General features: G+C 69.6%; 28 protein-coding genes, 5 tRNA genes and 2 pseudogenes. 23 read left to right on the top strand and 12 right to left on the bottom strand.

Annotation, left to right across the window (positions count from 1 at the left end; genetic code table 11):
* From AB0L71_RS21735 to AB0L71_RS21720, 4 genes and pseudogenes are all read right to left on the bottom strand, one after another.
* Nucleotides 1–137 (bottom strand): annotated as a pseudogene (locus AB0L71_RS21735) (ATP-binding protein); the annotation flags it as partial.
* Nucleotides 118–525 carry a DUF742 domain-containing protein gene (locus tag AB0L71_RS21730; protein WP_003966010.1) on the bottom strand — a complete coding sequence of 136 codons (408 nt, stop codon included), beginning with the start codon at nt 523–525 and terminating at the stop codon, nt 118–120. The pseudogene AB0L71_RS21735 and the gene AB0L71_RS21730, both read right to left, overlap by 20 nt.
* 141 nt (nt 526–666) lie before the next feature.
* A complete protein-coding gene (locus AB0L71_RS21725) occupies nt 667–1,089 on the bottom strand; it encodes a roadblock/LC7 domain-containing protein (RefSeq protein ID WP_003966009.1) in 423 nt (140 codons plus the stop codon).
* Nucleotides 1,090–4,785, bottom strand: coding sequence for a nitrate- and nitrite sensing domain-containing protein (locus AB0L71_RS21720; protein ID WP_365245321.1), 3,696 nt, complete (start codon nt 4,783–4,785; stop codon nt 1,090–1,092).
* A 580-nt stretch (nt 4,786–5,365) separates the two neighbouring features.
* On the opposite strand from AB0L71_RS21720, the gene AB0L71_RS21715 reads away from it, so the two are divergent.
* The 3 genes from AB0L71_RS21715 (at nt 5,366) to gltX (ending at nt 7,913) form a co-directional block, all read left to right on the top strand.
* Nucleotides 5,366–5,548: a hypothetical protein gene (locus tag AB0L71_RS21715; RefSeq protein ID WP_365245318.1), complete on the top strand. Its 183-nt coding sequence runs from the start codon at nt 5,366–5,368 to the stop codon at nt 5,546–5,548.
* 81 nt (nt 5,549–5,629) lie between these two features.
* Nucleotides 5,630–6,406: a fumarylacetoacetate hydrolase family protein gene (locus AB0L71_RS21710; protein WP_365245315.1), complete on the top strand. Its 777-nt coding sequence runs from the start codon at nt 5,630–5,632 to the stop codon at nt 6,404–6,406.
* Nucleotides 6,399–7,913, top strand: a complete 1,515-nt coding sequence (gene gltX, locus AB0L71_RS21705; protein WP_365245313.1) for a glutamate--tRNA ligase — start codon at nt 6,399–6,401, stop codon at nt 7,911–7,913. The genes AB0L71_RS21710 and gltX overlap by 8 nt, the downstream gene beginning before the upstream one ends.
* 275 nt (nt 7,914–8,188) lie before the next feature.
* Here gltX and AB0L71_RS21700 read toward each other — a convergent pair whose 3' ends face one another.
* Nucleotides 8,189–8,518, bottom strand: coding sequence for a hypothetical protein (locus tag AB0L71_RS21700; RefSeq protein ID WP_365245310.1), 330 nt, complete (start codon nt 8,516–8,518; stop codon nt 8,189–8,191).
* A 151-nt stretch (nt 8,519–8,669) separates the two neighbouring features.
* Between AB0L71_RS21700 and AB0L71_RS21695 the strand changes: the two genes are divergently transcribed.
* The 9 genes from AB0L71_RS21695 to AB0L71_RS21655 all read left to right on the top strand — a co-directional run bounded on the left by AB0L71_RS21695 (nt 8,670) and on the right by AB0L71_RS21655 (nt 11,503).
* Nucleotides 8,670–9,524, top strand: coding sequence for a helix-turn-helix transcriptional regulator (locus tag AB0L71_RS21695; protein WP_365245307.1), 855 nt, complete (start codon nt 8,670–8,672; stop codon nt 9,522–9,524).
* Nucleotides 9,525–9,540: 16 nt separating this feature from the next.
* Nucleotides 9,541–9,759, top strand: coding sequence for a DUF397 domain-containing protein (locus AB0L71_RS21690; protein WP_365245304.1), 219 nt, complete (start codon nt 9,541–9,543; stop codon nt 9,757–9,759).
* Between the two features lie 113 nt (nt 9,760–9,872).
* The gene (locus tag AB0L71_RS21685) at nt 9,873–10,091 is read left to right on the top strand and encodes a DUF397 domain-containing protein (protein WP_365245301.1); all 219 of its coding nucleotides are present in this window, start codon (nt 9,873–9,875) and stop codon (nt 10,089–10,091) included.
* A gap of 118 nt (nt 10,092–10,209) precedes the next feature.
* The gene (locus AB0L71_RS21680) at nt 10,210–10,929 is read left to right on the top strand and encodes an HAD family hydrolase (protein WP_365245298.1); all 720 of its coding nucleotides are present in this window, start codon (nt 10,210–10,212) and stop codon (nt 10,927–10,929) included.
* A gap of 87 nt (nt 10,930–11,016) precedes the next feature.
* Nucleotides 11,017–11,088: transfer RNA gene (locus AB0L71_RS21675), tRNA-Gln, on the top strand.
* 25 nt (nt 11,089–11,113) lie between these two features.
* A tRNA-Glu gene (locus tag AB0L71_RS21670) sits at nt 11,114–11,186 on the top strand.
* 60 nt (nt 11,187–11,246) lie between these two features.
* Nucleotides 11,247–11,319 (top strand) — tRNA-Glu (locus tag AB0L71_RS21665).
* Between the two features lie 12 nt (nt 11,320–11,331).
* A tRNA-Gln gene (locus AB0L71_RS21660) sits at nt 11,332–11,403 on the top strand.
* Nucleotides 11,404–11,430: 27 nt separating this feature from the next.
* Nucleotides 11,431–11,503, top strand: a tRNA-Glu gene (locus tag AB0L71_RS21655).
* A 57-nt stretch (nt 11,504–11,560) separates the two neighbouring features.
* On the opposite strand, the gene AB0L71_RS21650 is transcribed toward AB0L71_RS21655, so the two are convergent.
* Nucleotides 11,561–12,202 (bottom strand): MerR family transcriptional regulator, encoded by a 642-nt coding sequence (locus AB0L71_RS21650; RefSeq protein ID WP_365245295.1) that lies wholly within the window; start codon nt 12,200–12,202, stop codon nt 11,561–11,563.
* Nucleotides 12,203–12,294: 92 nt separating this feature from the next.
* On the opposite strand from AB0L71_RS21650, the gene AB0L71_RS21645 reads away from it, so the two are divergent.
* Nucleotides 12,295–12,792 carry a DUF4188 domain-containing protein gene (locus tag AB0L71_RS21645; protein ID WP_365245292.1) on the top strand — a complete coding sequence of 166 codons (498 nt, stop codon included), beginning with the start codon at nt 12,295–12,297 and terminating at the stop codon, nt 12,790–12,792.
* 58 nt (nt 12,793–12,850) lie between these two features.
* On the opposite strand, the gene ndgR is transcribed toward AB0L71_RS21645, so the two are convergent.
* Nucleotides 12,851–13,567 (bottom strand): IclR family transcriptional regulator NdgR, encoded by a 717-nt coding sequence (ndgR, locus tag AB0L71_RS21640; RefSeq protein ID WP_365245289.1) that lies wholly within the window; start codon nt 13,565–13,567, stop codon nt 12,851–12,853.
* Between the two features lie 172 nt (nt 13,568–13,739).
* Here ndgR and leuC point away from each other — a divergent pair, with 172 nt between their 5' ends.
* The 4 genes from leuC to AB0L71_RS21620 all read left to right on the top strand — a co-directional run bounded on the left by leuC (nt 13,740) and on the right by AB0L71_RS21620 (nt 16,884).
* Entirely contained in the window at nt 13,740–15,164 is a 1,425-nt protein-coding gene (gene leuC, locus AB0L71_RS21635; RefSeq protein WP_365245285.1) for a 3-isopropylmalate dehydratase large subunit, read from the top strand.
* 5 nt (nt 15,165–15,169) lie between these two features.
* Entirely contained in the window at nt 15,170–15,763 is a 594-nt protein-coding gene (gene leuD, locus AB0L71_RS21630; protein WP_365245282.1) for a 3-isopropylmalate dehydratase small subunit, read from the top strand.
* A gap of 104 nt (nt 15,764–15,867) precedes the next feature.
* Nucleotides 15,868–16,095, top strand: a complete 228-nt coding sequence (locus AB0L71_RS21625) for a hypothetical protein (RefSeq protein WP_365245279.1) — start codon at nt 15,868–15,870, stop codon at nt 16,093–16,095.
* Nucleotides 16,096–16,239: 144 nt separating this feature from the next.
* The gene (locus AB0L71_RS21620; RefSeq protein ID WP_365245276.1) at nt 16,240–16,884 is read left to right on the top strand and encodes an HU family DNA-binding protein; all 645 of its coding nucleotides are present in this window, start codon (nt 16,240–16,242) and stop codon (nt 16,882–16,884) included.
* A gap of 100 nt (nt 16,885–16,984) precedes the next feature.
* On the opposite strand, the gene AB0L71_RS21615 is transcribed toward AB0L71_RS21620, so the two are convergent.
* Both AB0L71_RS21615 and cofC read right to left on the bottom strand, forming a co-directional pair.
* Nucleotides 16,985–17,188: a hypothetical protein gene (locus AB0L71_RS21615; protein ID WP_327370078.1), complete on the bottom strand. Its 204-nt coding sequence runs from the start codon at nt 17,186–17,188 to the stop codon at nt 16,985–16,987.
* A gap of 10 nt (nt 17,189–17,198) precedes the next feature.
* Nucleotides 17,199–17,915, bottom strand: a complete 717-nt coding sequence (cofC, locus tag AB0L71_RS21610) for a 2-phospho-L-lactate guanylyltransferase (RefSeq protein WP_365245273.1) — start codon at nt 17,913–17,915, stop codon at nt 17,199–17,201.
* A gap of 149 nt (nt 17,916–18,064) precedes the next feature.
* Here cofC and AB0L71_RS21605 point away from each other — a divergent pair, with 149 nt between their 5' ends.
* The 3 genes from AB0L71_RS21605 (at nt 18,065) to AB0L71_RS21595 (ending at nt 21,125) form a co-directional block, all read left to right on the top strand.
* Nucleotides 18,065–18,817, top strand: coding sequence for a lysophospholipid acyltransferase family protein (locus AB0L71_RS21605; RefSeq protein WP_365245270.1), 753 nt, complete (start codon nt 18,065–18,067; stop codon nt 18,815–18,817).
* A complete protein-coding gene (locus tag AB0L71_RS21600) occupies nt 18,814–19,824 on the top strand; it encodes an NAD(P)H-dependent glycerol-3-phosphate dehydrogenase (protein WP_365245268.1) in 1,011 nt (336 codons plus the stop codon). Before AB0L71_RS21605 ends, AB0L71_RS21600 begins: the two co-directional genes overlap by 4 nt.
* Before the next feature lie 143 nt (nt 19,825–19,967).
* Nucleotides 19,968–21,125 (top strand): D-alanine--D-alanine ligase family protein, encoded by a 1,158-nt coding sequence (locus AB0L71_RS21595; RefSeq protein ID WP_365245265.1) that lies wholly within the window; start codon nt 19,968–19,970, stop codon nt 21,123–21,125.
* A gap of 48 nt (nt 21,126–21,173) precedes the next feature.
* On the opposite strand, the gene AB0L71_RS21590 is transcribed toward AB0L71_RS21595, so the two are convergent.
* Nucleotides 21,174–21,629, bottom strand: coding sequence for a DUF3515 domain-containing protein (locus AB0L71_RS21590; protein WP_365245347.1), 456 nt, complete (start codon nt 21,627–21,629; stop codon nt 21,174–21,176).
* A 50-nt stretch (nt 21,630–21,679) separates the two neighbouring features.
* Entirely contained in the window at nt 21,680–21,913 is a 234-nt protein-coding gene (locus tag AB0L71_RS21585) for an Lrp/AsnC ligand binding domain-containing protein (RefSeq protein ID WP_365245262.1), read from the bottom strand.
* A gap of 322 nt (nt 21,914–22,235) precedes the next feature.
* Here AB0L71_RS21585 and AB0L71_RS21580 point away from each other — a divergent pair, with 322 nt between their 5' ends.
* Entirely contained in the window at nt 22,236–23,207 is a 972-nt protein-coding gene (locus tag AB0L71_RS21580; protein ID WP_365245259.1) for a thiamine-phosphate kinase, read from the top strand.
* Nucleotides 23,208–23,267: 60 nt separating this feature from the next.
* A pseudogene (locus tag AB0L71_RS21575) lies at nt 23,268–23,428 on the top strand (bifunctional hydroxymethylpyrimidine kinase/phosphomethylpyrimidine kinase); the annotation flags it as partial.
* A 101-nt stretch (nt 23,429–23,529) separates the two neighbouring features.
* Here the strand turns inward: AB0L71_RS21575 and rpmB are convergent.
* Complete coding sequence (gene rpmB / locus AB0L71_RS21570) at nt 23,530–23,715, bottom strand: 50S ribosomal protein L28 (protein ID WP_030928661.1); 186 nt, start codon at nt 23,713–23,715, stop codon at nt 23,530–23,532.
* 259 nt (nt 23,716–23,974) lie between these two features.
* Between rpmB and AB0L71_RS21565 the strand changes: the two genes are divergently transcribed.
* Complete coding sequence (locus AB0L71_RS21565) at nt 23,975–25,585, top strand: DAK2 domain-containing protein (protein WP_365245256.1); 1,611 nt, start codon at nt 23,975–23,977, stop codon at nt 25,583–25,585.
* Nucleotides 25,586–25,626 lie beyond the last annotated feature (41 nt).

The raw sequence follows: 25,626 nt of genomic DNA, 5'->3' as shown, positions 1-25,626 counted from the left end.
GCTTCGGTGCGCAGCGGATTGATCTCCGAGACGGCACCGACGAACGTGGTCTTACCCACGCCGAAGCCCCCTGCCACCACGATCTTCGCCGAGGTGGTGGAGCGGGCGCCCCCGCCGCTAGAGCTTGCGAAGTCCACTGAGCACCCTTTCGAGCAGCGTCACGTCCGGCGCGCCGCCGGCCTCTCCATTACCCGGCTGGTGGATGGCCACCATGCCGGCTTCCGCCAGGTCGGCTACGAGGATCCGGGCCACACCCAGCGGCATCGACAGCAGTGCCGAGACCTCGGCCACCGACTTGACCTCACGGCAGAGGTGACAGATCCGCTGGTGCTCGGGGAGCAGCGTCCCCAGGTGCGCGGGATCGGCCGTGGTGGAGACCAGCGCCTCGATGGCGAGCTGGTAGCGGGGCCGGGTCCGGCCGCCGGTCATGGCATACGGGCGGACCAGCGGCTGGTCGCCTTCACCGTCGTACGACGCGTGGTGCAGTGCGCCGTACGGATCGGGTGAGGCGGGTGGCGGGGTCATGAATCCTCCGGGCGTGACAGCAGGGTGTCGGCTTGCCGTCTGAAGGGGGCGGTGGGTGGCGCTTGACGGCCGGACGTGCGATGGACGAGGGCGTTACCTGGAGCGATCGAGTCTCTCATCTCTGTCATCGGGCCGAGTCGCCTAGTGGAGCAGGCTGCCCTGGAGCTCGGCGCGCAGGTCCGGGGTCAGGACGGTGCCCGCGCGGTCGACCAGCAGGGCCATCTCGTACCCGACCAGACCGATGTCGGCGTCCGGGTGGGCGAGCACGGCCAGCGAGGATCCGTCCGAGATGGACATCAGGAAGAGGAAGCCACGCTCCATCTCCACCACGGTCTGACTCACGGCGCCGCCCTCGAAGATCCGCGAGGCACCCGCGGTCAGCGAGGTCAGACCGGAGGCCACGGCCGCCAGCTGGTCGGCACGGTCGCGCGGAAATCCTTCGGACATGGCGAGCAGGAGTCCGTCGGCGGAGACCACCACCGTGTGCGACACCCCGGGGGTGTTGTCCACGAAGTTGGTGATCAACCAGTTCAGATTCTGCGCCGCCTGACTCATCGGGCTCAACTAACGCTCCTGCTGGTGAGTAGGGCCGAGGGGGAAACTTCCGGTCGACTGGCCGTTGGCCTGCCGTCCCTGCTGGATGCCCCGACGGAGATTGGTCAGACGCCCGCGCACATCGTCGGGGGCGCGCGACACCTGAGGACCGGACTGGTGGTTCTGCTGCTGGGCGGTACCCGGCACCAGGTTGGCGCGAGGCACTCGGCGCGGCAGACCGGACGTGGTGACGCCACCCGCCGCCGGCTTCTTGACCCGCTCGGCCTGCCGTACGAGGTCGTCGTTCGGCGACGGGCGCCAGGAGCCCGCGGTGGGCCCGGTCTCGCCCGCGGCACGGTCCGGTGCGACGGGAGCGGCGGGCTCCTGGGACGCCTGCTGGGGGAACCCGGGCGCCTGCGGCTCGACGGCGGCCGGCTGCCGACCGTTCTGCTGCGGCCCGTGGAACCAGTTCGTCTCCAGGGTGTCGTACAGCGGCGTACGGCCGTCCCCGGGACCGGTCGCCGGCGGCAGCGCCTCGGGCCGCGGCGGCAGGACCGGACGGTGGTGCGCGTCACCGGCGGGTGCGGCGGGCGGACGCGGGGCGCCGAAGTCCCCGTTGTCCAGGCCACGCTGACGCGGTGCCGGCAGACCCTGGTCCTGTCCCTGGACCGACTGCGGCAGGCCGAAGTCGGGACGGGCGAACTGCGCGGTGCTCGCCGGGTCCTGCGGGGACGGGGCCTGGGGGGCCGGGGCGGAGAAGTCCGGACGGGCGAACTCGGCCGTCGAACCGGGACCCTGGCGGTCGTCCGCGGCAGGCTGCGAGGCGAGCGGCGGGTTCACCGGCTGCTGGAACCGGCCAGTGGACTCGGGGTCCTCGTGACCGCGCGGGACGTCCAGGGCATGGTGGCGCGGTTCGGACGGATCGGCGGTGCCCCAGCTGGTCGTCTGCGGGCGCTGCGGCTGGGCGTTGCCACCGGGCAGCTCCGCACGCGGACCGCCGGCCGGGGGCAGTCGGCGCCCTGCTTCTGCCGGGCCGCCGGCCCGCGGGACGCCGCCCTGGCCGGCCGGGTTCTGCGGGGCCTGCCACGGGGACTGACCGTCCGGCGTTCCCTGCCGGCCGCCGAGCTCCGGGAGGTTCTGGTCCTGGCGGTTCTGCCCGAACAGGTCGGACCGGCCGGTCTCGCCACCCTGGCCGCGGGCTGCGGACCGGGGCCCGTTGCCGAAGGCACCGGCGATGCCGCCGCCCTGACGCTGCGGCGGTCCCTGGCGCGAGGGCTCCTGCGGGCCGGTCTCGGACGGCCCGACGGGCTGGAAGCCGGTGTTCTGCTGGTCCTGCTGGTTCTGCGGCGGGCGGGTTCCGCCGTCACGCGAGGGCAGCGCCGCCCGCGGGCCGGAGCCCGCACCGACCTGACCGCGCGCTCCGCCCTGGGGCGCGGCGAGCCGGCCGCCCGGGGCCGACGGGGCGCCGCCGAGACCGGGACGGGGGCCGTTGCCGGGGCCCGCGCCCGTGCCACCGCCGAGCAGGCCGCCGGGAGCGGAGGGCTGCTGGCCCTGACCGGGCTTGGGGGCAGGCTGCTTGCCACCGTGCGCAACGTCGACGGGCAGCATGACGAGCGCGGTCGTCCCACCGGAGTCGGAGGGGCGCAGCTGGATCCGGATGCCGTGACGCAGGGACAGCCGGCCGACCACGAACAGGCCCATGCGGCGGGAGACCGAGACGTCCACGGTGGGCGGCGAGGCAAGCCGCTCGTTGATCGCCGCGAGGTCCTCGGGGGAGAGGCCGATGCCGGTGTCGTGGATCTCGACCAGCACCCGCCCGTCGGGGAGTGCGTGACCGGTGACCCGGACCTTCGTCTGTGGTGAGGAGAACGACGTGGCGTTCTCCAGCAGCTCGGCGAGCAGGTGCACGAGGTCGTTGACGACGCGGCCCGCGACCTCGGTGGCGGGCACCGCGGCCAGTTCGATGCGCTCGTACTGCTCCACCTCGGAGGCCGCGGCACGGAGCACGTCGACCAGCGGGACCGGGCGGGTCCACCGGCGGCCCGGCTCCTCGCCCGCGAGGACGAGGAGGTTCTCGCCGTTACGGCGCATACGGGTCGCGAGGTGGTCGAGCTTGAAGAGCGAGGACAGCTGGTCCGGATCGGCCTCGCGCGACTCCAGTTCGGAGATGAGCGAGAGCTGACGCTGGATGAGGCCCTGGCTGCGACGCGAGAGGTTGGTGAACATCGCGTTGACGTTGCCCCGCAGAAGGGCCTGCTCGGCGGCGAGGCGGACCGCCTCGCGGTGCACGTCGTCGAAGGCCGCGGCCACCTGGCCGATCTCGTCCCGGGAGTGCACACCGACCGACTCGACCGAGGTGTCGACGTCCTGCGGGTCGGCCTCGGAGAGCTGCTTGACGAGCTCGGGCAGCCGGTCCTGGGCGACGCGCGTCGCGGTGTCCTGAAGGCGCCGGAGCGAGCGGATCATCGACCGCGCGACGACGAAGGCGCCGACCAGCGAGACACCGAGCACCAGCAGGATGAGCGCACCGCTGATGATCGCTTCGCTCTTCGACTCGTCGCGGAGCTCGCGGGCCTTGCTCTCCATGTCGCTGAGGAGGGTCTGCTCGATGGTCTTCATCGCATCGATCTTGGTGGAGCTCTGGTCGTACCAGTCCAGGTAGGAACGGCGCGGCATGCCGTCCATGCCCGAGGCGTTTTCCAGGACCTTCTTCGCGTAGGTCTCGGAGGCCTTGATCTCCGGGTTGCCGTCCTTGAGCGTGGCGGTCAGCTCTTCGGTGTCGTTGCCGGTCGCGGCGTAGACCGTCTCGAAGGTGCGGAGCGCGGAGGACTCCTTGCTCAACGCGGTTTTGCCGAACTGGCGGTCGTTCGGGTCGAGATGTGGCTGCTTGTCGTTCCCACCGGGCAGCGCCGCGGCGATGATCGCCCGCTGGACCGAGGCGTACTCCTTGGCCGAGGAGAAGGCCGCCAGCGCCCGGGTCCGCTTGATCATCTCCGCGTTGCTGGTCGCCTGCGCCATGTCCTGCGAGAGGCTCAGCAGCGAGGTGATCAGCTGGCTGTACTGGTCGACGGTCTGGATCGAGCTTCCCTCGGCGTACGCCGTCTTGCGGATCTCGCGGATCGAGGACAGCTGGGTGGCGATCTGCTGGACGCTCGAGTAGATGCCTTCGAGAGCTTCGTCGCCGGAGGGGTCGCCGATCGCCTCCGTCGCCTCGAAGAACGCCGACTTCGACCGGTCGGTCTTCTTGCGGGGCGTGGTGATCTTGAGGTCGGTGGTCTTGACCCCGTTGGAGAGCGGACCGGCCGTGCTGTCCCGCTCCACCTGGAGGTCCTGGGCGAGCTGGGTCGCCTGCTTGGTCATCTGGGTCAGCAGCTGCATGTGGTCCAGCTGCTGGATGTCGTTCATCGAGTCGTTGATCCGCAGCCCGCCCAGCGTGGTCGCGGCGACCACCGGAAGGGCGAGCAGGGAGACCAGACGTGTGCTGATCCGCCAGTTGCGAAGAGCCACTCGCGAGCCCGCGTCGACGGAGCCCCGGGGGGTGGGCGACGTGACCGGTTCGGTGCCGTTGTCCGCCGCGACACCGGGGCCGCGGTTGCGGTCGCCGTTGTCGCCGGCCGAGGCCGGTCCGGGGTTCTGGGCGTGCTGTGCCGAGGAACCGCGGTCGGTCCCGCCATGCGGCTCCTGCTCCGCCGCAGCGCTGCCATCCCTCTTGAAACGTCCCTGCACTAGCGTCGCAACCTCTGGACCAGGCGTCCCCCTGCGCGGAGCAGGTGGGACGGTGTCGGCGTCATGGGGCGTTGTCTCCGCCCCCTGGATGGTTTTGAGTGACCGGCGCTCCTCCCCTTTCGCCGCCACTCGGCGCTGCCTTGCGCCCCTGCGCGCCGGTTTGAAACCCGCGGCGGTGCGTGGAATTCCAGCACAGTGCCGGATCTCCAACAAGGGCCGTGTGCCCAGTCACGACCGGCGTGACGCGTTGTGATGAGCGGGTGACAAGTCGTGGAGGGTTTGAGCGGACAAAACAGAAGATCAATGGCGATTTCGACGGCGGGCGGGGGGTGTCCCAGTCGAGATGATCAGGAGCGGAATGCTTCATTCAGTAGCACAATGTCCCTTTTCGCCTGAGTGATCAACTGACCGGAATGGGGTAATTGTCCATCCGGTCGTGAGCAAACTCACACGATGATCGCTGTCTCATCCGGGTTCTTTGCGGGAATTGCATGTTTAGCCTGGCGCTTTACAGGGATGGCAAATCCGACAACCGGCGCCCCTTCGGGGGGCGTCCTCACCGACAGGGCCCGAACGGCAGATGAAGACGACGATGATGTTCCGCACGATCGCCAACCCCCGGCGCACCACGCTGGCGCACCTCAAGGACGCCGGTGAACTGCAGACGCCGGAGCAGCCGGAGCACGCCGTCACCCTGCCCAGCCAGACCGCCAACCCCCGTCGCACCATCCTCATGGAAGCCCCGGCTGCGACCGCGGAGTAATGCGCGGCCTGCCCCCCTCGCCCGCGTTAGCCTGGAGCGTCAGTCTTCAGCCAGCCAGCAAGTGAGGGGCGACAGCATCCCGTGCGCATCGCCAGGTTCTCCATCGACGGCAATGTCGCCTTCGGCGCCGTCGAGGGCGAGGGGCCCGATGGCCTCGTCCTCGACATCATCAAGGGCATCCCGTACGCCGAGTTCGAGCTCTCCGGTACCAAGGTCCCGCTGAGCAAGGTCCGCCTCCTGCCGCCCGTGCTCCCCAACAAGGTCGTGGCCATCGGCCGCAACTACGCGGAGCATGCCGCGGAACTCGGCAACGAGGTACCGGACGTCCCTGTCGCCTTCTTCAAGCCCACCACCTCGGTGATCGGCTCCGGCGACGCCATCGAGTACCCCTCCTTCTCTCAGGAGGTCCACCACGAGGCCGAACTGGCCGTGGTCATCGGCCGCATGTGCCGCGAAGTGCCGCGTGAGCGCGTGAAGGACGTCATCTTCGGCTACACCTGTGCCAACGATGTCACCGCCCGTGACGCCCAGGAGCGCGAGAAGCAGTGGGCCCGGGCCAAGGGCTTCGACACGTCCTGCCCGCTCGGCCCCTGGGTGGAGACCGACCTCGACCCCAGCGATCTGACCATCCAGGCCACGGTCAACGGCGAGCAACGACAACTCGGCCGTACGAGCGAAATGATCCGCTCGATCGAGGATCTGGTCGTCCACATCACGGAAGCCATGACGCTGCTCCCGGGCGATGTGATCCTCACCGGCACTCCCGCAGGGGTCGGACCCCTCCATGTCGGCGACGAGGTCGCCGTCACCATCGAAGGCATCGGCACTCTCACCAACAAGGTGATCAAGCGTGGTTAACGCACCCTCCCCCCAGCTCTCGGCCCCGTTCGACGAGGCGGCACCCCCGCGGGTACGTTTCTGTCCCTCCCCGACCGGCAACCCCCATGTGGGCCTGGTCCGCACCGCCCTCTTCAACTGGGCCTTCGCCCGGCACCACGGCGGCACCCTGGTCTTCCGCATCGAGGACACCGATGCGGCCCGTGACTCCGAGGAGTCCTACAACCAGCTCCTGGACTCGATGCGCTGGCTCGGCTTCGACTGGGACGAGGGCCCCGAGGTCGGCGGCCCGCACACCCCGTACCGTCAGTCGCAGCGCATGGACATCTACAAGGATGTCGCCGACAAACTCCTCGCGGGCGGTTACGCCTACCACTGCTACTGCACCACCGAGGAGCTCGACGCCCGCCGCGACGCCGCCCGCGCCGCAGGCCGGCCGTCCGGTTACGACGGTCACTGCCGCGACCTCTCGGCCGAGCAGGTCGCCGCCTACCAGGCCGAGGGCCGGACGTCCATCGTCCGCTTCCGCATGCCCGACGAGGCGATCACCTTCACGGACCTGGTGCGGGGCGAGCTGACCTTCCAGGCGGAGAACGTGCCGGACTACGGCATCGTCCGCGCCAACGGCGCCCCGCTCTACACACTGGTCAACCCGGTCGACGACGCACTGATGGAGATCACCCACGTCCTGCGCGGCGAGGACCTGCTCTCCTCCACCCCGCGTCAGATCGCTCTCTACAAGGCGCTCGTCGAGCTGGGCATCGCCAAGGGCACCCCCGCCTTCGGTCACCTCCCGTATGTCATGGGCGAGGGCAACAAGAAGCTCTCCAAGCGCGACCCGCAGGCCTCGCTCAACCTCTACCGCGAGCGCGGCTTCCTGCCCGAGGGGCTGCTCAACTACCTCTCCCTGCTCGGCTGGTCCATCGCCGAGGACCGCGACATCTTCTCCATCGAGGAGATGGTGGCCGCGTTCGACATCAAGGACGTCAACGCCAACCCGGCACGCTTCGACCTGAAGAAGTGCGAGCACATCAACGCCGAGCACGTGCGCATGCTCGACGTGAAGACGTTCACCGAGGCCTGTGGGCCCTGGCTGAAGGCGCCGTACGCCCCGTGGGCCCCGGAGGCCTTCGACGCGGAGTCCTTCGCGGCGATCGCCCCGCACGCCCAGACCCGCGTCACGGTCCTCTCCGACATCACGGCCAACGTCGACTTCCTCTTCCTCGACGAGCCGGTGACGGACGAGGCGTCCTGGGCCAAGGCGATGAAGGAGGGCTCGGACGCCCTGCTCGTCACGGCCCGCGCCAACCTGAGCACCGCCGAGTGGAACGCCGACGCCCTGAAGAACGCCATCCTCGCCGCCGGTGAGGAGCACGGCCTCAAGCTCGGCAAGGCCCAGGCCCCGGTCCGTGTCGCGGTCACCGGCCGCACGGTCGGCCTGCCGCTCTTCGAGTCCCTGGAGATCCTGGGCCGCGAGAAGACGATCGCCCGCATCGACGCGGCACTGGCGAAGCTGGCCGCCGCGTAACGGTCGTACGCCCGCCGGAGGCCGGGATTCCTCTGAGGGAATCCCGGCCTCCGGCCGTTCACGACGCCTGCGGCACCTCGCGCGGGCCGACCTGCTGCCCGGGGATGACGGCCCCGGCTCCCACACGCTTCCCGTCGCCGAACAGCCTCGTCGATACCGAAGGGGCGGGCGCAGGGTCTGCGCAGCCATATGCGCGGTGTTTCGTTTGCTGCCTCCGATGCTGCCGGGAGCAGGGGAGCAGGGGCAGGCTCATCGTCGCTCTGGGTTGACCGCGTTCAACTCTTTGGAGCGAAGGGGGCAGTTGCCGAGCCAGGCCATACGAGGCACCCGACGCTCCCTGGGCGTAGGGAGATCATGTGGGCGGCACGGTCAGGAGTGCGCAGCGACATCCGGAACCCGCCGTCCACGGCGGTGACCTGGGCGCTCCCGTCCTCGTGTGCGAGTCCCCACGCGGCGACGCGGGCGTCATGGCTGCCGTCGGAGGTACGGAACTGCTCGACCACGGCGAAGAGGCGGGGTGCAGTGGCTTCGACGAGGGTGCGGATCTCGTCGGCGAAGCCGTCGGGAGGGTCGGGGAGGGAGGAGGGCAGGGATACGGTGGCCATGCGAAGTCTCCTGTCAGTGTTGAGGAGTTGGGAGGCCGGCAGCAGTAACCGTAGGGTGTGCGTTGGTATGTATCCCATCGTTTCGTTGATTTGCAGCCCAAAGCCCCTCGTGTGGTGACACGGGCGGCTCTGCACGCGAGGAGCGAGGACTGTGGCTCGTGCCAAACTTCCGCCGTCTGTGAGGCAACGGCGCCTGGGCGCGGAGCTGCGCAGGATGAGGGAGCATGCGGACTTGTCCGCCACTCGCGCAGGAGAGCTTTTCGGTGCGACGCAGTCTCGTATCAGCAACATCGAGGCCGGCAGCTACGCGGTAAGCGCCGAGCGGGTCCGGGCGCTGGCCAGGTTGTACGAATGCGCTGACGGGCAGTTGGTTGAAGCTCTTGCGGAGATGACAGGCGGCCGGACGCGCGGGTGGTGGGAGGAGTATCGAGAGATCCTTCCGGCCGACGCACTGGACCTCGCGGAACTGGAGCACCATGCGCAGACGTTGCGCATCGCATCGGTCATCCACATCCCCGGCCTCCTGCAGACAAGAGAGCACGCGCGCGTGATCATCGGTGATGTCGTGCCCGCCTTGGCTCCGTACGAGGTGGAACACCGGGTATCGCATCGACTCAAACGCCAGGCGGTTCTGCACGGGAGCGCCCCGACCCCGGTGACGGCCGTCGTCCATGAGGCTGCGCTGAAGATGGGGTTCGGCGGCCCGAGCGTCGCGAGAGATCAGCTCCAGTACCTGATCGATTGCAGCGAAGAAGCTCATCTGACAGTCTCGGTGGTCCCGTTCGGGATCGGGACCTTTCCCGGCGCCGGCCATGGGATCGTCCAGTTCGGTGGCCCGCTTCCACAGCTGGACACCGTTCAGCTGGATACGGACCATGGATCCGTGTTCGTCGACGGTGAGGCCCAGCTCGCCAAATACCGGACGGTGTTGGACCGTATGGAGGCGTGTGCGCTCGGACCGGCGAAGTCTCGGGACCTCATCCTGCACGTCATGCGCTCACTCTGAGAGGAAATGGAATTCCTTGGTCCCCTTGGTCTGGCAGAAGTCATCGTTCAGCGCGGAGGCTGCGAACTGCGTCAACGTGGCCGCCGCGCCCGACGGCACGTTCCGGCTGCGGGAGAGCGACGACCCGGACGTGATACTCGCGGCAACCCGGGCCGGCCTGTCCGCTCTGCTCGCGTCGATCAAGGAGGGCGGCAGCGCACGGGCGTATTCGGCCGGGCCGGGTTGCCGAGAATGATCTCGGGGGCGCGGGACTGCATCACGCTGATCACCGACGTGGTCGCCGAGCGAGGTGTGCGTGGTATCTCGTCCTGCATGTCATGCGCTCACTCTGAGCGAAAGTGGAATCCCATGGTCAACTTGCTCTGGCAGAAGTCCTCGTACAGCAACGAGGGAGCGAACTGCGTCAACATGGCCGCCGCGCCCGACGGCACGTTCCGGCTGCGGGAGAGCGACGACCCGGACGTGATACTCGCGGCAACCCGGGCCGGCCTGTCCGCTCTGCTCGCGTCGATCAAGGAGGGCCGCAGCGCACGGGCGTATCCAGTCGGGCCGGGTTGCCGAGAATGATCGCGGGCTCGCGGACCCTGTAGCCATGCCGGTGCAGGACCTGCTGGCCCGCCCCGGACGTCTGCAGACCGCCGCGAAGCCCACCACGCTCGCCGCATAGGTCTCTACGCTGGGCTTCATGACGATCCGCGCGGTCCTCTGGGACATCGACGACACGATCTTCGACTACTCGGGCGCCGACCGCGCCGGTATGCGCAAGCACCTCGAACAGGAGGGCCTGCCCGACGGATACGCATCCGTCGAGCAGGCCCTCGCCGCATGGCGGGCGATCACCGACGTGCACTGGGCGCGGTTCGCGGCAGGGGAGACGGACTTCGTGGGGCAGCGCCGGGACCGGGTCCGGGAGTTCCTGGCGCGGGCGCTGGAGGACGTGGAGGCCGATGACTGGTTCGGTCGGCATGCCGCCCATTACGAGGCGGCCTGGTCGCTCTTCCCCGATGTGCTGCCCGTCCTGGATGCGCTCGCCGACAGGTACCGGCACGGGGTGCTGTCGAACTCCAGCATCCACAACCAGGACCGCAAACTGCGCACGCTCGGAGTGCGGGACCGGTTCGAGGCCGTGGTGTGCGCGGTCGAGCTGGGCGTCTCCAAGCCCGAAGCCGCCGCCTTCCACGCCGCCTGCGACGCGCTGGCGCTGGAGCCGCCGGAGGTCGCGTATGTGGGGGACGATCCGGACATCGACGCCGGCGGCGCGGTCGCCGCCGGGCTGATGGGGATCTGGCTGGACCGGGGCGGACGCGGCGGAAGAGCCGAACTCGTCCGCATCGACGGGCTCGATGAGCTCCCCGGCCTGCTGACGCGCGATACCCGTTTTGGAGCGCCGGACACCTTCGGGTAATGTTCTTCCTGCGCCGCCCCGGAGGAACGGAAGATCCGAACGGGAAGCGCAAGCCGAACAAGACCCTCTCAGGGGGTTGAGTTTTGGTGGGCTATGGTGTAATTGGCAACACTACGGTTTCTGGTACCGTCATTCTAGGTTCGAGTCCTGGTAGCCCAGCGCAGAAATGCAACAGCAGGAACACGCCCCCGTTGTGTAGCGGCCTAGCACGCTGCCCTCTCACGGCAGTAGCGCCGGTTCGAATCCGGTCGGGGGTACAGATCCTTCCCGCGAGATCATCTGGGTCGCACCCACGCTCTCGATGCAGGATCGCTAGGGCCCCCGTTGTGTAGCGGCCTAGCACGCTGCCCTCTCACGGCAGTAGCGCCGGTTCGAATCCGGTCGGGGGTACTTGTAACACCATGGGCTATGGTGTAATTGGCAACACTACGGTTTCTGGTACCGTCATTCTAGGTTCGAGTCCTGGTAGCCCAGCGCAGAAATGCAACAGCAGGAACACGCGCCCCCGTTGTGTAGCGGCCTAGCACGCTGCCCTCTCACGGCAGTAGCGCCGGTTCGAATCCGGTCGGGGGTACAACAGATCGGCAGACAAGGGCCCTTCACCTCGGTGAAGGGCCCTTCTGTTGTTCCCTCAGAGTCCGTACCGCCGGGTCGACTCCTCCTCCTGGGCCATCCTGCGCAGCGCCATCAGCAGCGGCTCGTAGAGCACGGCCGCGGCGACCGCCGTCTCCACCTGCTCCGCCTCGGTGGGGTGCGTCTCCATCATGTCCAGGTCCTGGACGGCGACTTGGTGCATCAGGCGGGCCTGCCCGGCCAGGTACTCGGTGTCGCAGGGATAGCCGAGCCGGATCAGGGTGGCCACCGACGAGACCAGCGCGCGATGGGCGGGGGAGAGGGAACCGATCTCCTGCACGCTCGACCAGTCGAGCCGGTCGAGGAGCCGTTCGACCTCCTCGCGGGCCGCCACCGTCTCGGGGGCCTCCTCGTCGGGATCCGGGCCGTGCGGCAGCGACCACAGCGCGGCGCCCAGGCGGATCGTCCGGCCCAGGGACTCGTCGTCGACATGGGAGAGGACCTCGCGGACGGTAGCCACGGGGAGCCGGCCCACCTGGATCAGGGCGCGCACCAGGCGCAGCCGGCGCAGGTGGCTCTCGTCGTACTCGGCCTGTGTCGCGCTGATCCGGTGGCCCGGCCGCAGCAGCCCCTCACGCAGGTAGTACTTGATCGTCGCGGTCGTGACGCCGCTCTTCTCGCTCAGTTCCGAGAGCCGCATATGTCGTGCCTTCCCTTGCGCCACCTCTTGGGCAGTGCCACTATCCAACCATTGGAGAGTGGAGCTATCCAATCGGAGAAGGGGGCACGGCCATGTTCGCGAAGCCGAATCCGGGACGGATGACTGCCGCAGCCGAGGGGGAGGTGGTCGTCCTCCTCATCGGGATGCGCATCAACCACTTCCGGGGCGTGCATCACTGGCTGCCCGTGCTGGCGGCGATGCCGCGCATGCTGCGGGAGTTGGGCAAGGAAAGGAGCCGTGGTCTGCTCGGCTACACGCTGCTGACCGGTTCGCCGCGGACGTACTACGTCGTCCAGTACTGGGAGTCGAAGGAGAAGCTGTACGCGTACGCGAGCGCTCCCGACATGTTCCATCGCAAGGCGTGGGCGGTGATGAACCGCAAGGAGAAGAAGTCCCGGCAGCACGTGGGGCTGTGGCACGAGGCATACGTCGTGCCCGAGGGCGGCTATGAATCGATCTACGCCGACATGCCGGCCTACGGGCTGGCCGCGGCGACGGGCGTCCTGCCGCTCGAGAAGCGGGGGCGCCGGGCGGCGGACCGTTTCGCGCACCGCTCGTCCGTGGAGTGAGTTTCCGGGAAGGGGCCGCCACGACGCTGGGGCGGCCGGAAGGTTTCTCCTCGCGGCGTCAGCCGTTGCGGCGCAGGGCCTCGCTGAGCCTGGCTGCCGCGTCGATGACCGCCTGGGCGTGCATCCGGCCGGGGTGCCGGGTCAGCCGCTCGATCGGTCCGGAGACCGAGACGGCGGCGACCACTCGATTCGACGGCCCGCGCACCGGCGCCGAGACCGAGGCGACGCCCGGCTCGCGCTCGCCGATCGACTGGGCCCAGCCCCTGCGCCGTACGCCCGAGAGCGCCGTCGCCGTGAAACGGGCGCCCTGGAGCCCCCGGTGCAGGCGCTCCGGCTCCTCCCAGGCCATCAGGATCTGGGCCGACGAGCCGGCCTTCATGGTCAGTGTGGAGCCGACCGGCACGGTGTCCCGCAGACCGGACAGTCGTTCCGCCGCTGCCACGCAGATGCGCATGTCGCCCTGTCGCCGGTAGAGCTGCGCGCTCTCGCCGGTGATGTCGCGAAGATGGGTGAGTACCGGTCCCGCCGTGGCCAGCAGGCGGTCCTCGCCCGCTGCCGCCGCGAGTTCTCCCAGCCGGGGGCCGAGGATGAATCGGCCCTGCATGTCCCTCGCCACCATGCGGTGGTGTTCCAGTGCCACGGCCAGTCGATGGGCCGTGGGTCGTGCGAGCCCGGTCGCCGCGACCAGCCCGGCGAGGGTGGCCGGACCGGACTCCAGAGCGCTCAGTACCAGAGCCGCCTTGTCGAGAACGCCGACGCCGCTAGAGTTGTCCATACGACGATACTTGCGTCTCACTCTGTGAAACGCAAGTTCAATTTCCGACGGAAGTTGCGAACCTGGTGGGGCGGCCACACAACGGCCCGTAGCCACCGCCCACACGGGGGGCGGGCGGCGGCACACGGAATCTCTAGTTGGGCCGGCGAAGACGCCGGCCGGAGGGAATGCGATGGGTAGGACACTCGCGGAGAAGGTCTGGGACGACCACGTCGTCCGGCGCGCCGATGGTGAGCCCGACCTCCTCTTCATCGATCTGCACCTGCTGCACGAGGTGACCAGCCCGCAGGCCTTCGACGGCCTCCGTCAGGCAGGACGGCCTGTCCGGCGCCTCGACCTCACCATCGCCACCGAGGATCACAACACCCCGACCCTCGACATCGACAAGCCGATCGCCGACCCGGTCTCCCGCACCCAGCTGGAGACCCTGCGCAAGAACTGCGCGGAGTTCGGCGTGCGACTGCACCCGCTGGGCGACGTCGAGCAGGGCGTCGTGCACGTGGTCGGCCCGCAGCTGGGTCTGACCCAGCCCGGCACCACGGTCGTCTGCGGTGACTCCCACACGTCCACGCACGGCGCTTTCGGCGCGCTGGCGTTCGGCATCGGCACCAGCCAGGTCGAGCACGTCCTGGCCACCCAGACCCTGCCGATGGCCCGCCCGAAGACCATGGCGATCACCATCGACGGCGAACTCCCCGACGGTGTCACGGCCAAGGACCTGATCCTCGCGATCATCGCGCGGATCGGCACCGGCGGCGGCCAGGGCTACATCCTCGAATACCGCGGCTCGGCCATCGAGAAGCTCTCGATGGAAGCCCGGATGACCATCTGCAACATGTCGATCGAGGCCGGCGCCCGGGCGGGCATGATCGCCCCGGACCAGACCACCTTCGACTACCTCAAGGGCCGCGACCACGCCCCGCAGGGCGAGGACTGGGACGCCGCCGTCGCGTACTGGAAGACGCTGCGCACCGATGACGACGCGGTGTTCGACGCCGAGGTCGTCATCGACGCCGCCGAACTGTCGCCGTTCGTCACCTGGGGCACCAACCCCGGCCAGGGCGCGCCGCTGTCGGCCAACGTCCCCGACCCGGCTTCGTACGAGGACGCCTCGGAGCGCAACGCCGCCGAAAAGGCCCTGGAGTACATGGGGTTGACCGCCGGGCAGCCGCTGCGCGAGATCAGCGTGGACACCGTCTTCGTGGGCTCCTGCACCAACGGCCGGATCGAGGACCTGCGTAACGCCGCCGCGATCCTGGAGGGCCGCAAAGTCGCGGACGGCGTGCGGATGCTGGTCGTCCCGGGCTCCGTCCGGGTCGCCCTGCAGGCCGTCGAGGAGGGCCTGGACAAGGTCTTCACCGCCGCGGGTGCCGAATGGCGCCACGCCGGCTGCTCGATGTGCCTCGGCATGAACCCCGACCAGCTGGCCCCCGGCGAGCGCTCCGCCTCCACCTCGAACCGCAACTTCGAGGGCCGGCAGGGCAAGGGCGGCCGTACGCACCTGGTCTCCCCGCAGGTCGCCGCCGCCACCGCCGTGCTGGGGCACCTGGCCTCGCCGGCCGACCTGTCCGACGTCCGTACGCCCGCCGGAGTCTGAGAATCATGGAAGCTTTCACCACACACACCGGCCGGGCCGTCCCGCTGCGCCGCAGCAACGTCGACACCGACCAGATCATCCCCGCCCACTGGCTGAAGAAGGTCACCCGCGACGGCTTCGAGGACGGACTCTTCGAGGCCTGGCGCCGGGACGAGAACTTCGTCCTCAACCGCCCGGAGCGCAGCGGCGCCACGGTGCTGGTGGCCGGTCCCGACTTCGGCACCGGCTCGTCGCGCGAACATGCCGTGTGGGCGCTGCAGAACTACGGCTTCAAGGCCGTCATCTCCTCCCGGTTCGCCGACATCTTCCGCGGCAACTCGCTGAAGAACGGGCTGTTGACCGTCGTGCTCGACCAGAGTGTCGTCGACGCCCTCTGGGAGCTGACCGAGGCCGATCCCACGGTCGAGGTCACCGTCGACCTGGAGACACGCCAGGTCCGCGCCGAGGGCATCACGGCTGATTTTGACCTTGACGACAACGCCCGCTGGCGTCTGCTGAACGGGCTGGACGACATCGGCCTCACCCTGCGGAACGAAGCGGACATCGCCGCTTATGAGACCGCAAGGCCGACCTTCAAGCCGCGTACAACTAAGGTCTGAACAGCGCGTTTCAAGGACTGCGCCCCCTGCCGCCCGGCAGGGGGCGCAGTCGCTTGTTGAGACCCCGTCGGGCGACAACTTGCCCCAGATGGCACAATCGGTGCATGGAACGCGACAGCCAACTCAAGCTTTACGGCCAAGTCGCCGACCGATTGAAGGAAGCGCACACAAGGGTGCGCGCACTGCAAGTCCCGGAGGGCGTAAGGATGGCGCTGTCCCGGAAGCTGTTGGTCATCACGGCCGCGGCTAAGCACGATCTCCCCTATGCGGCAAGGCGTCTGGACCGGTTGATGAAGGACCTCGATGAAGGGCGATTCCCCGAAGGTGACTGACCTCTGGGGAACTGTGCAGCGTCCGACTTCGTTGCGGCACTGGGGTGATTAGCCCGTTTCGTGTTTGATTTGCGGTATATATCTGCCTAACGTGCGAAAACGCTTGAACACTTTCGTTCTGGCAATGTCTCCGAAGGGGAAGACGTGAACAAGGCGCAGCTCGTAGAAGCGATTGCCGACAAGCTCGGCGGCCGTCAGCAGGCCGCGGATGCCGTTGACGCGGTACTCGACGCGATCGTCCGCGCGGTTGTCGCAGGGGACCGGGTCTCGGTCACCGGATTCGGCTCGTTCGAGAAGGTCGACCGTCCTGCTCGCTACGCCCGCAACCCGCAGACGGGTGAGCGAGTGCGGGTCAAGAAGACCTCGGTGCCCCGATTCCGTGCGGGGCAGGGCTTCAAGGACCTGGTGAGCGGTTCGAAGAAGCTCCCCAAGCATGATGTGGCCGTGAAGAAGGCGCCCAAGGGCAGCCTCTCGGGCGGTGCTTCCACGCGTACGACGGCCAAGGCCGCGGCCAAGAAGGCCACCGCCAAGAAGGCCGTGGCGAAGAAGACCACCGCCAGGAAGGCTGTGGCGAAGACCACGGCCGCGAAGAAGACCACGGCAGCGGCGAAGAAGACCACGGCGGCGGCGAAGAAGACCACCGCGAAGAAGACCACGGCGGCGGCGAAGAAGACCACCGCGGCAGCGAAGAAGACGGCACCCGCGAAGAAGACCACCGCGAAGAAGGCGCCGGCGAAGAAGACCACCGCGCGCAAGACCACGGCCAAGAAGGCCACTGCGCGGAAGTAGCGAGGCCGAGCGGCGCAGCGCCGCTCACACGCGCCGGGCCGGGTTCCCTCGGGGGAGCCCGGCCCGCGGGCTGTTGACCGGGCGGTCCCTACCGGGCGGTTCAGAACGTCTGCAGCGTCACCAGGGTGATCCGCAGATCCGCACCCTCTCCGGTGCCCTCGATCCGCACCCGCTGGCCCGGACGCAGCAGCCGCAGACCGCCGGCGTCGAAGGCCCGGGCGTCGAACTCCACCGGAGTGCCGTCGTCGAGCAGCACACTGCCGGTGCGGGTCTCGGGGTCGTACGTGTACGAGGTCGCCTGCATGAACGGCAGCCTATCGGTCCGCCGAGGGGGGTGCCGAAGGCTGGAACCCGGTGCCCCGGAGGGCTTCCACGGTCCGGTGCCCCGCCGTGTGCGGGCCGACGCCCAGGGCCAGCGCCGCCCGCAGGTCGTCGCCGGTGTCCACGTCCTGGCGGACCGAATCGATGCCGGGCAGGCTGATTTCCACGGCACCGGAGTCCAGGTGCCGGGCCCGGGACGAGATACCGAAATCCGGCCGCAATTCCACTCCGGGCGCGGCCGACAGAAATGTCGTCCCGGTCCCTGCCGCATCGGTGACAAATGCGCGAGGAAATGCGGCGGAATAGTGCAGCACCCGGGCCAGTTCCCCGGGGCGGAGGGCGGGCAGGTCCGCGTTGAGGGCGGCGAGAGCCGCCCCGGGCCGGTCGGTCCGTACCGCCCGCTCACCATGGGCCAGAGCGGCGTTGAGCCCGAGGTCCGGTTCGTCGGGAACGATCCGCGCCCCGAGGGCCGCGAGTGCCGCGCCCGCCTCCGTGTCGTCCGTGACGACCACCACATCCCGCACCGACGGGCAGGACAGTGCGGCGGCCACGGTGTCCCGGGCGAAGGCGAGGGCGAGCCGCGGGCGCAGCACGGCGCCTGTCGCGGGCGTGAGCCTGCTCTTCGCCCGCGCCAAGGGCTTCAACGGGACGACCAGGGACCAGCGGCCGGCCGGGGCGGTGTTCGTGGCGATCTCCCTCTCGATGCGCATCGCCGCCTATTCTCGCCTGCCGGTGCGAGAACCCGGAGGGTCGGTCCCGGAGGCGGGGCGTACGGTGTTCTCGACAGAGCAGGGGCCTGGGGTGAGACTTGACCGTCGGTAGCCAGGCAGAGTTCAGGTCCTTAAAGGAAGGTGTCCGAGTGTCCCGCCGCAGAATCGGCTTCTGGTACCGCCTGGCGGCGGTCATCGCAAAACCGCCTCTGGTGGTTCTGTTCAAGCGTGACTGGCGCGGGATGGAGCACATTCCGGCCGACGGCGGATTCATCACTGCGGTCAATCACAACTCGTATCTGGACCCGCTCTCCTACGGCCACTTCCAGTACAACTCCACACGCGTGCCGCGGTTCCTCGCGAAGGCCGGCCTCTTCAAGGCCCCCGTCGTCGGCATGATGCTGCGCGGCATCGGACAGATCCCCGTGTACCGCGAGTCGACCAACGCACTGGACGCCTTCAGGGCCGCGGTGGACGCCATCGAGCGCGGGGAGTGCGTCGCCTTCTACCCGGAGGGCACCCTCACCCGCGACCCCGGTCTGTGGCCGATGTCCGGCAAGACCGGTGCGGCCCGCGTCGCGTTGATGACGAAGGCCCCGGTCATCCCCGTCGCCCAGTGGGGCGCCCACCTGGTCATGCCTCCGTACGCCAAGGAGAAGAAGATCAGGCTCTTCCCCCGCAAGACCCTCCAGGTGCAGGCCGGACCGCCGGTCGACCTCTCCCGGTTCTACGACATGGAGCCGACGCCGGAGGTCCTGCGCGAGGCGACCGAGACCATCATGGCCGCGGTGACCGCGCAGCTGGAGATCCTGCGCGGTGAGAAGGCGCCCGAGGAGCTGTACGACTACCGCAAGGTCCGTGCGGAACAGCGGCGCAAGGCCGAAGAGAAGGGGCCCAAGTGACGCACCCCGCAAAGGCGGCCGTCTTCGGAACCGGCTCATGGGGCACGGCCTTCGGCATGGTCCTCGCCGACGCGGGCTGCGAGGTCACCCTCTGGGGCCGTCGGGCCGAAGTCGCCGAGGCGATCAACACGACCCGTACCAACCCGGAGTACCTGCCGGGGATCGAACTCCCCGCGTCGGTGCGGGCCACCACGGACGCCGTGGAGGCACTGCACGGCGCCGACTTCGCCGTGCTCGTGGTCCCCTCGCAGACGCTGCGCGCCAATCTCGCCGACTGGGCCCCGCACCTCGGCTCCGACACCGTCCTGGTCTCGCTGATGAAGGGCGTCGAACTCGGCACCGCGAAGCGGATGAGCGAGGTCATCGAGGACGTCACCAAGGTGTCCGCGGACCGCATCGCCGTCATCACCGGCCCCAACCTGGCCAAGGAGATCGCCGAACGCCGCCCCGCCGCCGCCGTCGTCGCCTGCCAGGACGAGTCCGTGGCCCAACGCCTCCAGGCCGCCTGCCACACCTCGTACTTCCGTCCCTACACCAACACCGACGTGGTCGGCTGCGAACTCGGCGGTGCGGTCAAGAACGTCATCGGTCTCGCCGTGGGAATCGCCGACGGCATGGGACTCGGCGACAACGCCAAGGGCTCGCTCATCACCCGAGGCCTCGCCGAGACCACCCGGCTCGGCCTCGCCATGGGGGCCGACCCGCTGACCTTCTCCGGACTCGCGGGCCTCGGCGACCTGGTGGCCACCTGCTCCTCGCCGCTCTCGCGCAACCACACCTTCGGCACCAACCTCGGCCGGGGAATGACGCTCGAGGAGACGATCGCGGTCACCAAGCAGACCGCCGAGGGCGTCAAGTCCTGCGAGTCGGTGCTCGATCTGGCGCGCAGGTACGGAGTGGACATGCCGATCACGCAGACGGTCGTCGGCATCGTCCACGAGGGCAAGCCGCCGATGGTCGCCCTGGGCGAGCTGATGTCGCGCAGCGCGAAGTCCGAGCGACGTTGACGAGTTCGTCCGGGGAGGAACCGGGGCCCGATCCGGACGACGGGCCTTCGGGGGTGCGCAGTCCGGTGAACGTCGGCGCTCCTCGCTCCGGCGGCCCCGGCGGCGCAGACGCGCGTGGTACCAGAAGGTACGCTCGACGCGATATGAGCAGCGAGAACCTCCCCCAGAGCCCGAAGCAGCAGCTCCGCAAGCCGCGTGTGGCCGTCGTGTTCGGCGGTCGCAGCTCCGAACACGGCATCTCGATCGTCACAGCCGGCGCCGTCCTGAACGCCATCGACCGGACCAAGTACGACGTCCTGCCGATCGGCATCACGACGGACGGCCGCTGGGCGCTCACCACCGACGACCCCGAACGCATGGCCATCACGGACCGCAAGGTGCCGGACATGGCCCAGCTGACCGAGTCCTCCGAGGGCAGCGTGGTGCTCTCCGTCGACCCCGGCAGCCGTGAGGTGGTGTACAGCGAGCCCGGCGCGGTCCCCAAGGCACTGGGCGACGTCGACGTCGTCTTCCCCGTCCTGCACGGCCCGTACGGCGAGGACGGCACCCTCCAGGGACTCCTGGAGCTCTCCGGTGTGCCGTACGTCGGAGCCGGGGTGCTCGCCTCGGCGGTCGGCCAGGACAAGGAGTACATGAAGCGGGTCTTCACCTCGTTCGGGCTGCCGGTCGGCCCGTACCTCGTGGTGCGTCCCCGCGAATGGGACACGGACCCCTCCGCCGCCCGCAAGCGCATCGTGGACTTCGCCGGGGACCACGGCTGGCCGCTCTTCGTGAAGCCCGCCCGGGCCGGATCGTCGATCGGCATCACCAAGGTCGACGACCTCGCCGGTCTCGACGAGGCGATCGAGGAAGCCCGCCGCCACGACCCCAAGTTCCTGGTCGAGTCGCTGCTGCGCGGCCGGGAGATCGAGTGCGGGGTGCTGGAGTTCGAGGACGGGCCGCGCGCCAGCCTGCCCGCCGAGATCCCCCCGGTCACCTCGCACGACTTCTACGACTTCGAGGCCAAGTACATCGACTCGGCTTCCGGGATCGTGCCCGCACCGCTCACCGAGGAGCAGACGGCCGAGGTGCAGCGCCTCGCCGTCGACGCCTTCGAGGCGGTGTCCTGCGAGGGCCTGGTGCGTGCCGACTTCTTCCTCACCGAGGACGGCGGCTTCGTGATCAACGAGGTCAACACCCTGCCGGGCTTCACCCCGATCTCCATGTACCCGCGCATGTGGCAGGAGAGCGGCGTGAGCTACCAGGAACTGGTGGACCGGCTGATCCAGGCCGCGTTGAACCGGTCGACCGGACTGCGCTGAGCGGAGTCCCGTGCCGTGGGGCGTGCGCTCCGCATCGGGGTGCGCGCCCTACAGGCTGCTGGGGACCGTCTTGCGGACGGCCGGGCCGAACGCGGCCAACGGGCTCGCGTCATGGGCGTACGCCGTCGAGAGACTCACTTCGACGTACGCCTTGCGATAGGTCGTCGTGAACCGCGGACCGGCGCCCTCCGGCTGCTCCAGCAACCAGTTGACGCCGTTCGCCTCGGTCCCCTTCGCCATGGGGTCGTCCATCTTCTCGGGCCGGGGCACACCGCACCGCAGTACGATCTCTCCGCCCCCCCACTGGGCGGTCAGTTCGGACTTCGTCCCGGTGTCACCGCGGTCGAGCCCGGCAACGGTCTTCGGCAGTTCCTTCTGCAGAGCACGGCAGTACGCCGCGGCTTCCGGTGACGGTGTGGGAACCGTGACCGACGAGGAGGCGTCCGTCGAGGAGCAGCCCGTCGCCGCCAGCAGCAGTGCGGCGACGGACGGGCCGAGGAACATGCGGAAGCCGAGCCGGCGCGTCGAAGTCACCGGCCCAGCGTAGACGGGGACTACAGATGAACGACCGGGCAGGTCAGGGTTCTGGTGATGCCTTCCACTTGTTGGACCTTGGCGACCACCATCCGGCCCAGTTCGTCGACCGTGTTCGCCTGGGCACGCACGATCACGTCGTAGGGACCGGTGACGTCCTCTGCCTGGATCACTCCCGGAACCTTGGCGATGGTCTCGGCGACGGTCGACGCCTTGCCCACCTCTGTCTGGATAAGGATGTACGCCTGTACCACGGAACCTCCAGGGCGGCCACGAGGATCATGTGGGGGAAAGGGACGCCACGGTATCGCGTTGCCGGGGGCCGCGGGGAGACTACGGGACGGTTGACGTCCACAGCGTGGCGTACGTACAAGGCACGTTGACGCAACTCTTGACAGTACCGACAGCAATGACGGCCCGCGACCGCACGTGCGGCGGTGCGAACGAGGGACAGACACGCCGATGAGAACCGGTGCAGACTGCTCCCTGCGGCGGCGGCCGGTCCACGGTCCGGGTCCCCGGCCGCTGAAGCAGCCCGGACGGACGTCCGGGACGATGGATGAGAGGTGAGACTCGGTGAAGGGAACCGTGGGGGAGTTGGGGGAGTTCGGGTTGATCAGAGAGCTGACTTCCCGGCTCACCACCACTCCGGCGGTACGGCTCGGCCCCGGCGACGACGCCGCGGTGGTGTCCGCTCCCGACCGCAGGGTCGTGGCCAGTACGGACATCCTGGTGGAGGGACGACACTTCCGCCGTGACTGGTCGACGGCGTACGACGTGGGCCGCAAGGCCGCCGCCCAGAACCTCGCGGACATCGCCGCCATGGGCGCCGTGCCCACCGCGCTGCTGCTCGGCCTGGTCGTCCCCGCCGAACTCCCGGTCACCTGGGCCGCCGAGCTGATGGACGGCCTCCGTGACGAGTGCCAGGTCGCCGGGGCGGCCGTGGTCGGCGGCGATGTGGTGCGAGGCGGGACGATCACCGTCTCGATCACCGCACTCGGTGATCTGCGCAACCACGAACCGGTCACCCGTTCCGGCGCCCGGCCCGGCGATGTCGTCGCGGTGACCGGCTGGCTCGGCTGGTCCGCCGCCGGTTACGCCGTGCTCTCCCGCGGTTTCCGCTCGCCCCGCGCCTTTGTCGAGGCCCACCGGCGTCCGGAACCGCCCTACCACGCAGGCCCCGCCGCCGCCGGACTCGGCGCCACCGCGATGACGGACGTGAGCGACGGACTCGTCGCCGACCTGGGGCACATTGCCGAGGCCAGCAAGGTCCGGATCGATCTGCGCTCCGGACTCGTCGACATCCCGTCGCAGATGTCCGACATCGGGCAGGCCGTCGGCGTGGATCCGCTGCAGTGGGTGCTGACCGGGGGAGAGGACCACGCGATCGTCGCCACCTTCCCGCCGGACGTGAAGCTGCCCGCCCGCTGGAAGGTGATCGGGGAAGTGCTCAATCCCTCGGCGCTGCCCCAGGTCACGGTCGACGGGGCGCCCTGGACCAGCAAGGGCGGCTGGGACCACTTCGGGGACATCGAGGACGCCCAGTAGGCTCCGGCGGGCCCTGCCCGCCGCTCCTCGACGGGCGGACGTCACCTGTCGGGACCGCGGATCACGGCCTGTGCCTCGGTCCGCTGCCGCGCCCGCCGTGTGCTCACCGTCGCCGGATCCGGTTCCGGTGGCGGTGCGGGCCGCCGGGCCGGCCCCAAGCCGATGCGGGCGCCCGGTGTGCACGGGGGGCGAGCGTGCTGACCGCCGTCACCGCCCGGAACCCGGAGAGCACGAGATCCCGGTGCAGGGCACAACAAAAAGCCGGTCCACCGAGATGGACCGGCTTTTCGGGCAACCGGAAGGCTGCGCTACGACGGGAACGTCAGCGCGCGACCTTGCCGGCCTTGATGCACGAGGTGCAGACGTTGAGCCGCTTCGGCGTCCGACCGACCACGGCACGCACGCGCTGGATGTTGGGGTTCCAGCGACGAGACGTACGGCGGTGCGAGTGCGAAATGTTGTTGCCGAAGCCCGGCCCCTTGCCGCAGACGTCGCAGTTGGCAGCCACGGGTCACTCCAAAGACTTCAGATGCACTTACAGTGAATTCCGGCGCGCCGGAATCATGGTGAATGAAGTGGCGGCACCGAAGGAATGGCCCGACTCTCGCCGGGCAACCGAAGCAGCATACAACGGCTGCTCCGACACAACGAAACTACCATGGGTTTCGCCGGCCCCCGCTCCGCCCCCGTCCCCGCCGAACCGGACGCACGCGGCTACGCTGCGGTGCAGCCGGCCGCCCACGGCCGTTTTCGAGGAGGACCGACAGGTGCCGCAGCCCGCCGACGACATGGACGCCGTCGCGGTGCGTACCTGGTGCTCACTGGCCTTGCAGGCGCTGGGCCGGGAGCGCGAGGCGATCGACGCGATCAACGTGTACCCCGTCGCCGACGGCGACACCGGAACGAACCTCTACCTGACCCTGGAGTCGGCGGCCCAAGCAGTCGAAGCGGTCTTCGCCGCTCATGAGACCGAGGCCACCGTCCCCCTGACCGCCGACGCGGTACGGGCCATGGCGCACGGAGCGCTGATCGGCGCCCGGGGGAACTCCGGCACGATCCTGGCCCAACTGCTGCGCGGGATGGCCGGGGTACTGGCCGAGGGACACGACGCGGACCATCTGCGCCGGGCGCTCACCACGGCCGCCGTCGCCGCCCGGGACGCCGTCGCCCACCCCGTCGAGGGCACCGTGCTGACCGTGGCCGACGCGGCCGCCGGGGCCGCCGGACGCACCGGGGACGACGCGGGGACCCGGGCGGTCGCACGCGCGGCCTACGAGGGGGCGCTCACCGCACTGGAAGCCACCCCCGGACAACTGGCCGTCCTCGGGCGGGCGGGCGTCGTGGACGCCGGTGGGCGGGGCCTGGTGACGGTGCTCGGGGCGCTCGTCGAAGCGGTCGGCGGGCAGACGCCCGAACGCCCGCGCACCGGGCCCGTGCCCGTCGTCACGGCGTCGGAGGACTGCCCGCAGGACGGGCCGGCCTTCGAGGTCGTCTATCTCCTGGAGGCCACGGACGAAGCCGTCGACCGGCTGCGGCCCCGGCTCGACGGACTCGGCGACTCGCTGGTGGTGGTGGGCGGCGACGGGCTGTGGAACGTCCATGTGCACGTCGACGACGCGGGTGCGGCGGTGGAGGCCGGAATCGAGGCCGGACGGCCGTACCGCATCCGGATCACCCACTTCGACGCGGACCGGGTGCACCACCCCGCCGAACCCGTGCAGCGCGCGGTCGTCGTGGTGGTCCCCGGCGACGGGCTCCGCGGGCTGTGCGAGGAGGCCGGGGCCACCACGGTCCTGGCACGCCCCGGGGAGCCGCCCGCGAGCGGCGAACTCGTCGACGCGATCCGCCGCGCGCACGCCCGCGAGGTGGTCCTGCTGCCCAACGACACGGAGCTGCGCCACACCGCGGCGGCCGCGGCCGAACAGGTCCGCGCCGAAGGCATCAGGGTCGCCCTGATCCCGACCCGGGCCGCCGTCCAGGGCCTTGCCGCCCTCGCCGTCCACGAACCCGACCGCAGCTTCGACGAGGACGTGGTGGCGATGACCGCCGCCGCCGGCGCCACCCGGTACGCCGAACTGACCGTCGCCGAGCGGCAGTCCTGGACCATGGCGGGCATCTGCCAGGCCGGCGACGTCCTCGGTCTGATCGACGGCGATGTGGCGGTCATCGGCGAGGCCGTGCCGGAAACGGCCCGGAAGGTGCTGGACCGGATGCTCTCGGCCGGTGGCGAACTCGTCACCCTGGTCCTGGGCGAGGACGTCCCCGACTCCCTGGCCGAGGTGCTGGAGGAGCATGTGCGCGAGGGCTATCTGGCGGTCGACACGGTGGTGTACCGCGGCGGCCGCCAGTGCGCCCCGCTCCTGGTCGGGGTGGAGTAGCCGGGCGGGTGCCGGAGGTGCGGGCCGGGGCCGGTCCCGAG

The organism is Streptomyces sp. NPDC052052, assembly GCF_040680455.1.
Taxonomy (GTDB): Bacteria; Actinomycetota; Actinomycetes; order Streptomycetales; family Streptomycetaceae; genus Streptomyces.
Note: the sequence above shows the minus strand (reverse complement) of the source record. Positions and strands in the feature narration are given on the sequence as shown.

Coding starts and splice junctions, on each gene's coding strand:
- cofC (WP_365245273.1), bottom strand. CDS start 17,915: ATGCGCATCGAGAGGGAGATCGCCACGAACACCGCCCCGGCCGGCCGC.
- AB0L71_RS21595 (WP_365245265.1), top strand. CDS start 19,968: ATGAGCAGCGAGAACCTCCCCCAGAGCCCGAAGCAGCAGCTCCGCAAG.
- AB0L71_RS21590 (WP_365245347.1), bottom strand. CDS start 21,629: ATGTTCCTCGGCCCGTCCGTCGCCGCACTGCTGCTGGCGGCGACGGGC.
- leuD (WP_365245282.1), top strand. CDS start 15,170: ATGGAAGCTTTCACCACACACACCGGCCGGGCCGTCCCGCTGCGCCGC.
- ndgR (WP_365245289.1), bottom strand. CDS start 13,567: ATGGACAACTCTAGCGGCGTCGGCGTTCTCGACAAGGCGGCTCTGGTA.
- leuC (WP_365245285.1), top strand. CDS start 13,740: ATGGGTAGGACACTCGCGGAGAAGGTCTGGGACGACCACGTCGTCCGG.
- AB0L71_RS21650 (WP_365245295.1), bottom strand. CDS start 12,202: ATGCGGCTCTCGGAACTGAGCGAGAAGAGCGGCGTCACGACCGCGACG.
- AB0L71_RS21645 (WP_365245292.1), top strand. CDS start 12,295: ATGTTCGCGAAGCCGAATCCGGGACGGATGACTGCCGCAGCCGAGGGG.
- AB0L71_RS21715 (WP_365245318.1), top strand. CDS start 5,366: ATGAAGACGACGATGATGTTCCGCACGATCGCCAACCCCCGGCGCACC.
- AB0L71_RS21615 (WP_327370078.1), bottom strand. CDS start 17,188: ATGCAGGCGACCTCGTACACGTACGACCCCGAGACCCGCACCGGCAGT.
- AB0L71_RS21625 (WP_365245279.1), top strand. CDS start 15,868: ATGGAACGCGACAGCCAACTCAAGCTTTACGGCCAAGTCGCCGACCGA.
- AB0L71_RS21680 (WP_365245298.1), top strand. CDS start 10,210: ATGACGATCCGCGCGGTCCTCTGGGACATCGACGACACGATCTTCGAC.
- AB0L71_RS21700 (WP_365245310.1), bottom strand. CDS start 8,518: ATGGCCACCGTATCCCTGCCCTCCTCCCTCCCCGACCCTCCCGACGGC.
- AB0L71_RS21685 (WP_365245301.1), top strand. CDS start 9,873: ATGGTCAACTTGCTCTGGCAGAAGTCCTCGTACAGCAACGAGGGAGCG.
- AB0L71_RS21730 (WP_003966010.1), bottom strand. CDS start 525: ATGACCCCGCCACCCGCCTCACCCGATCCGTACGGCGCACTGCACCAC.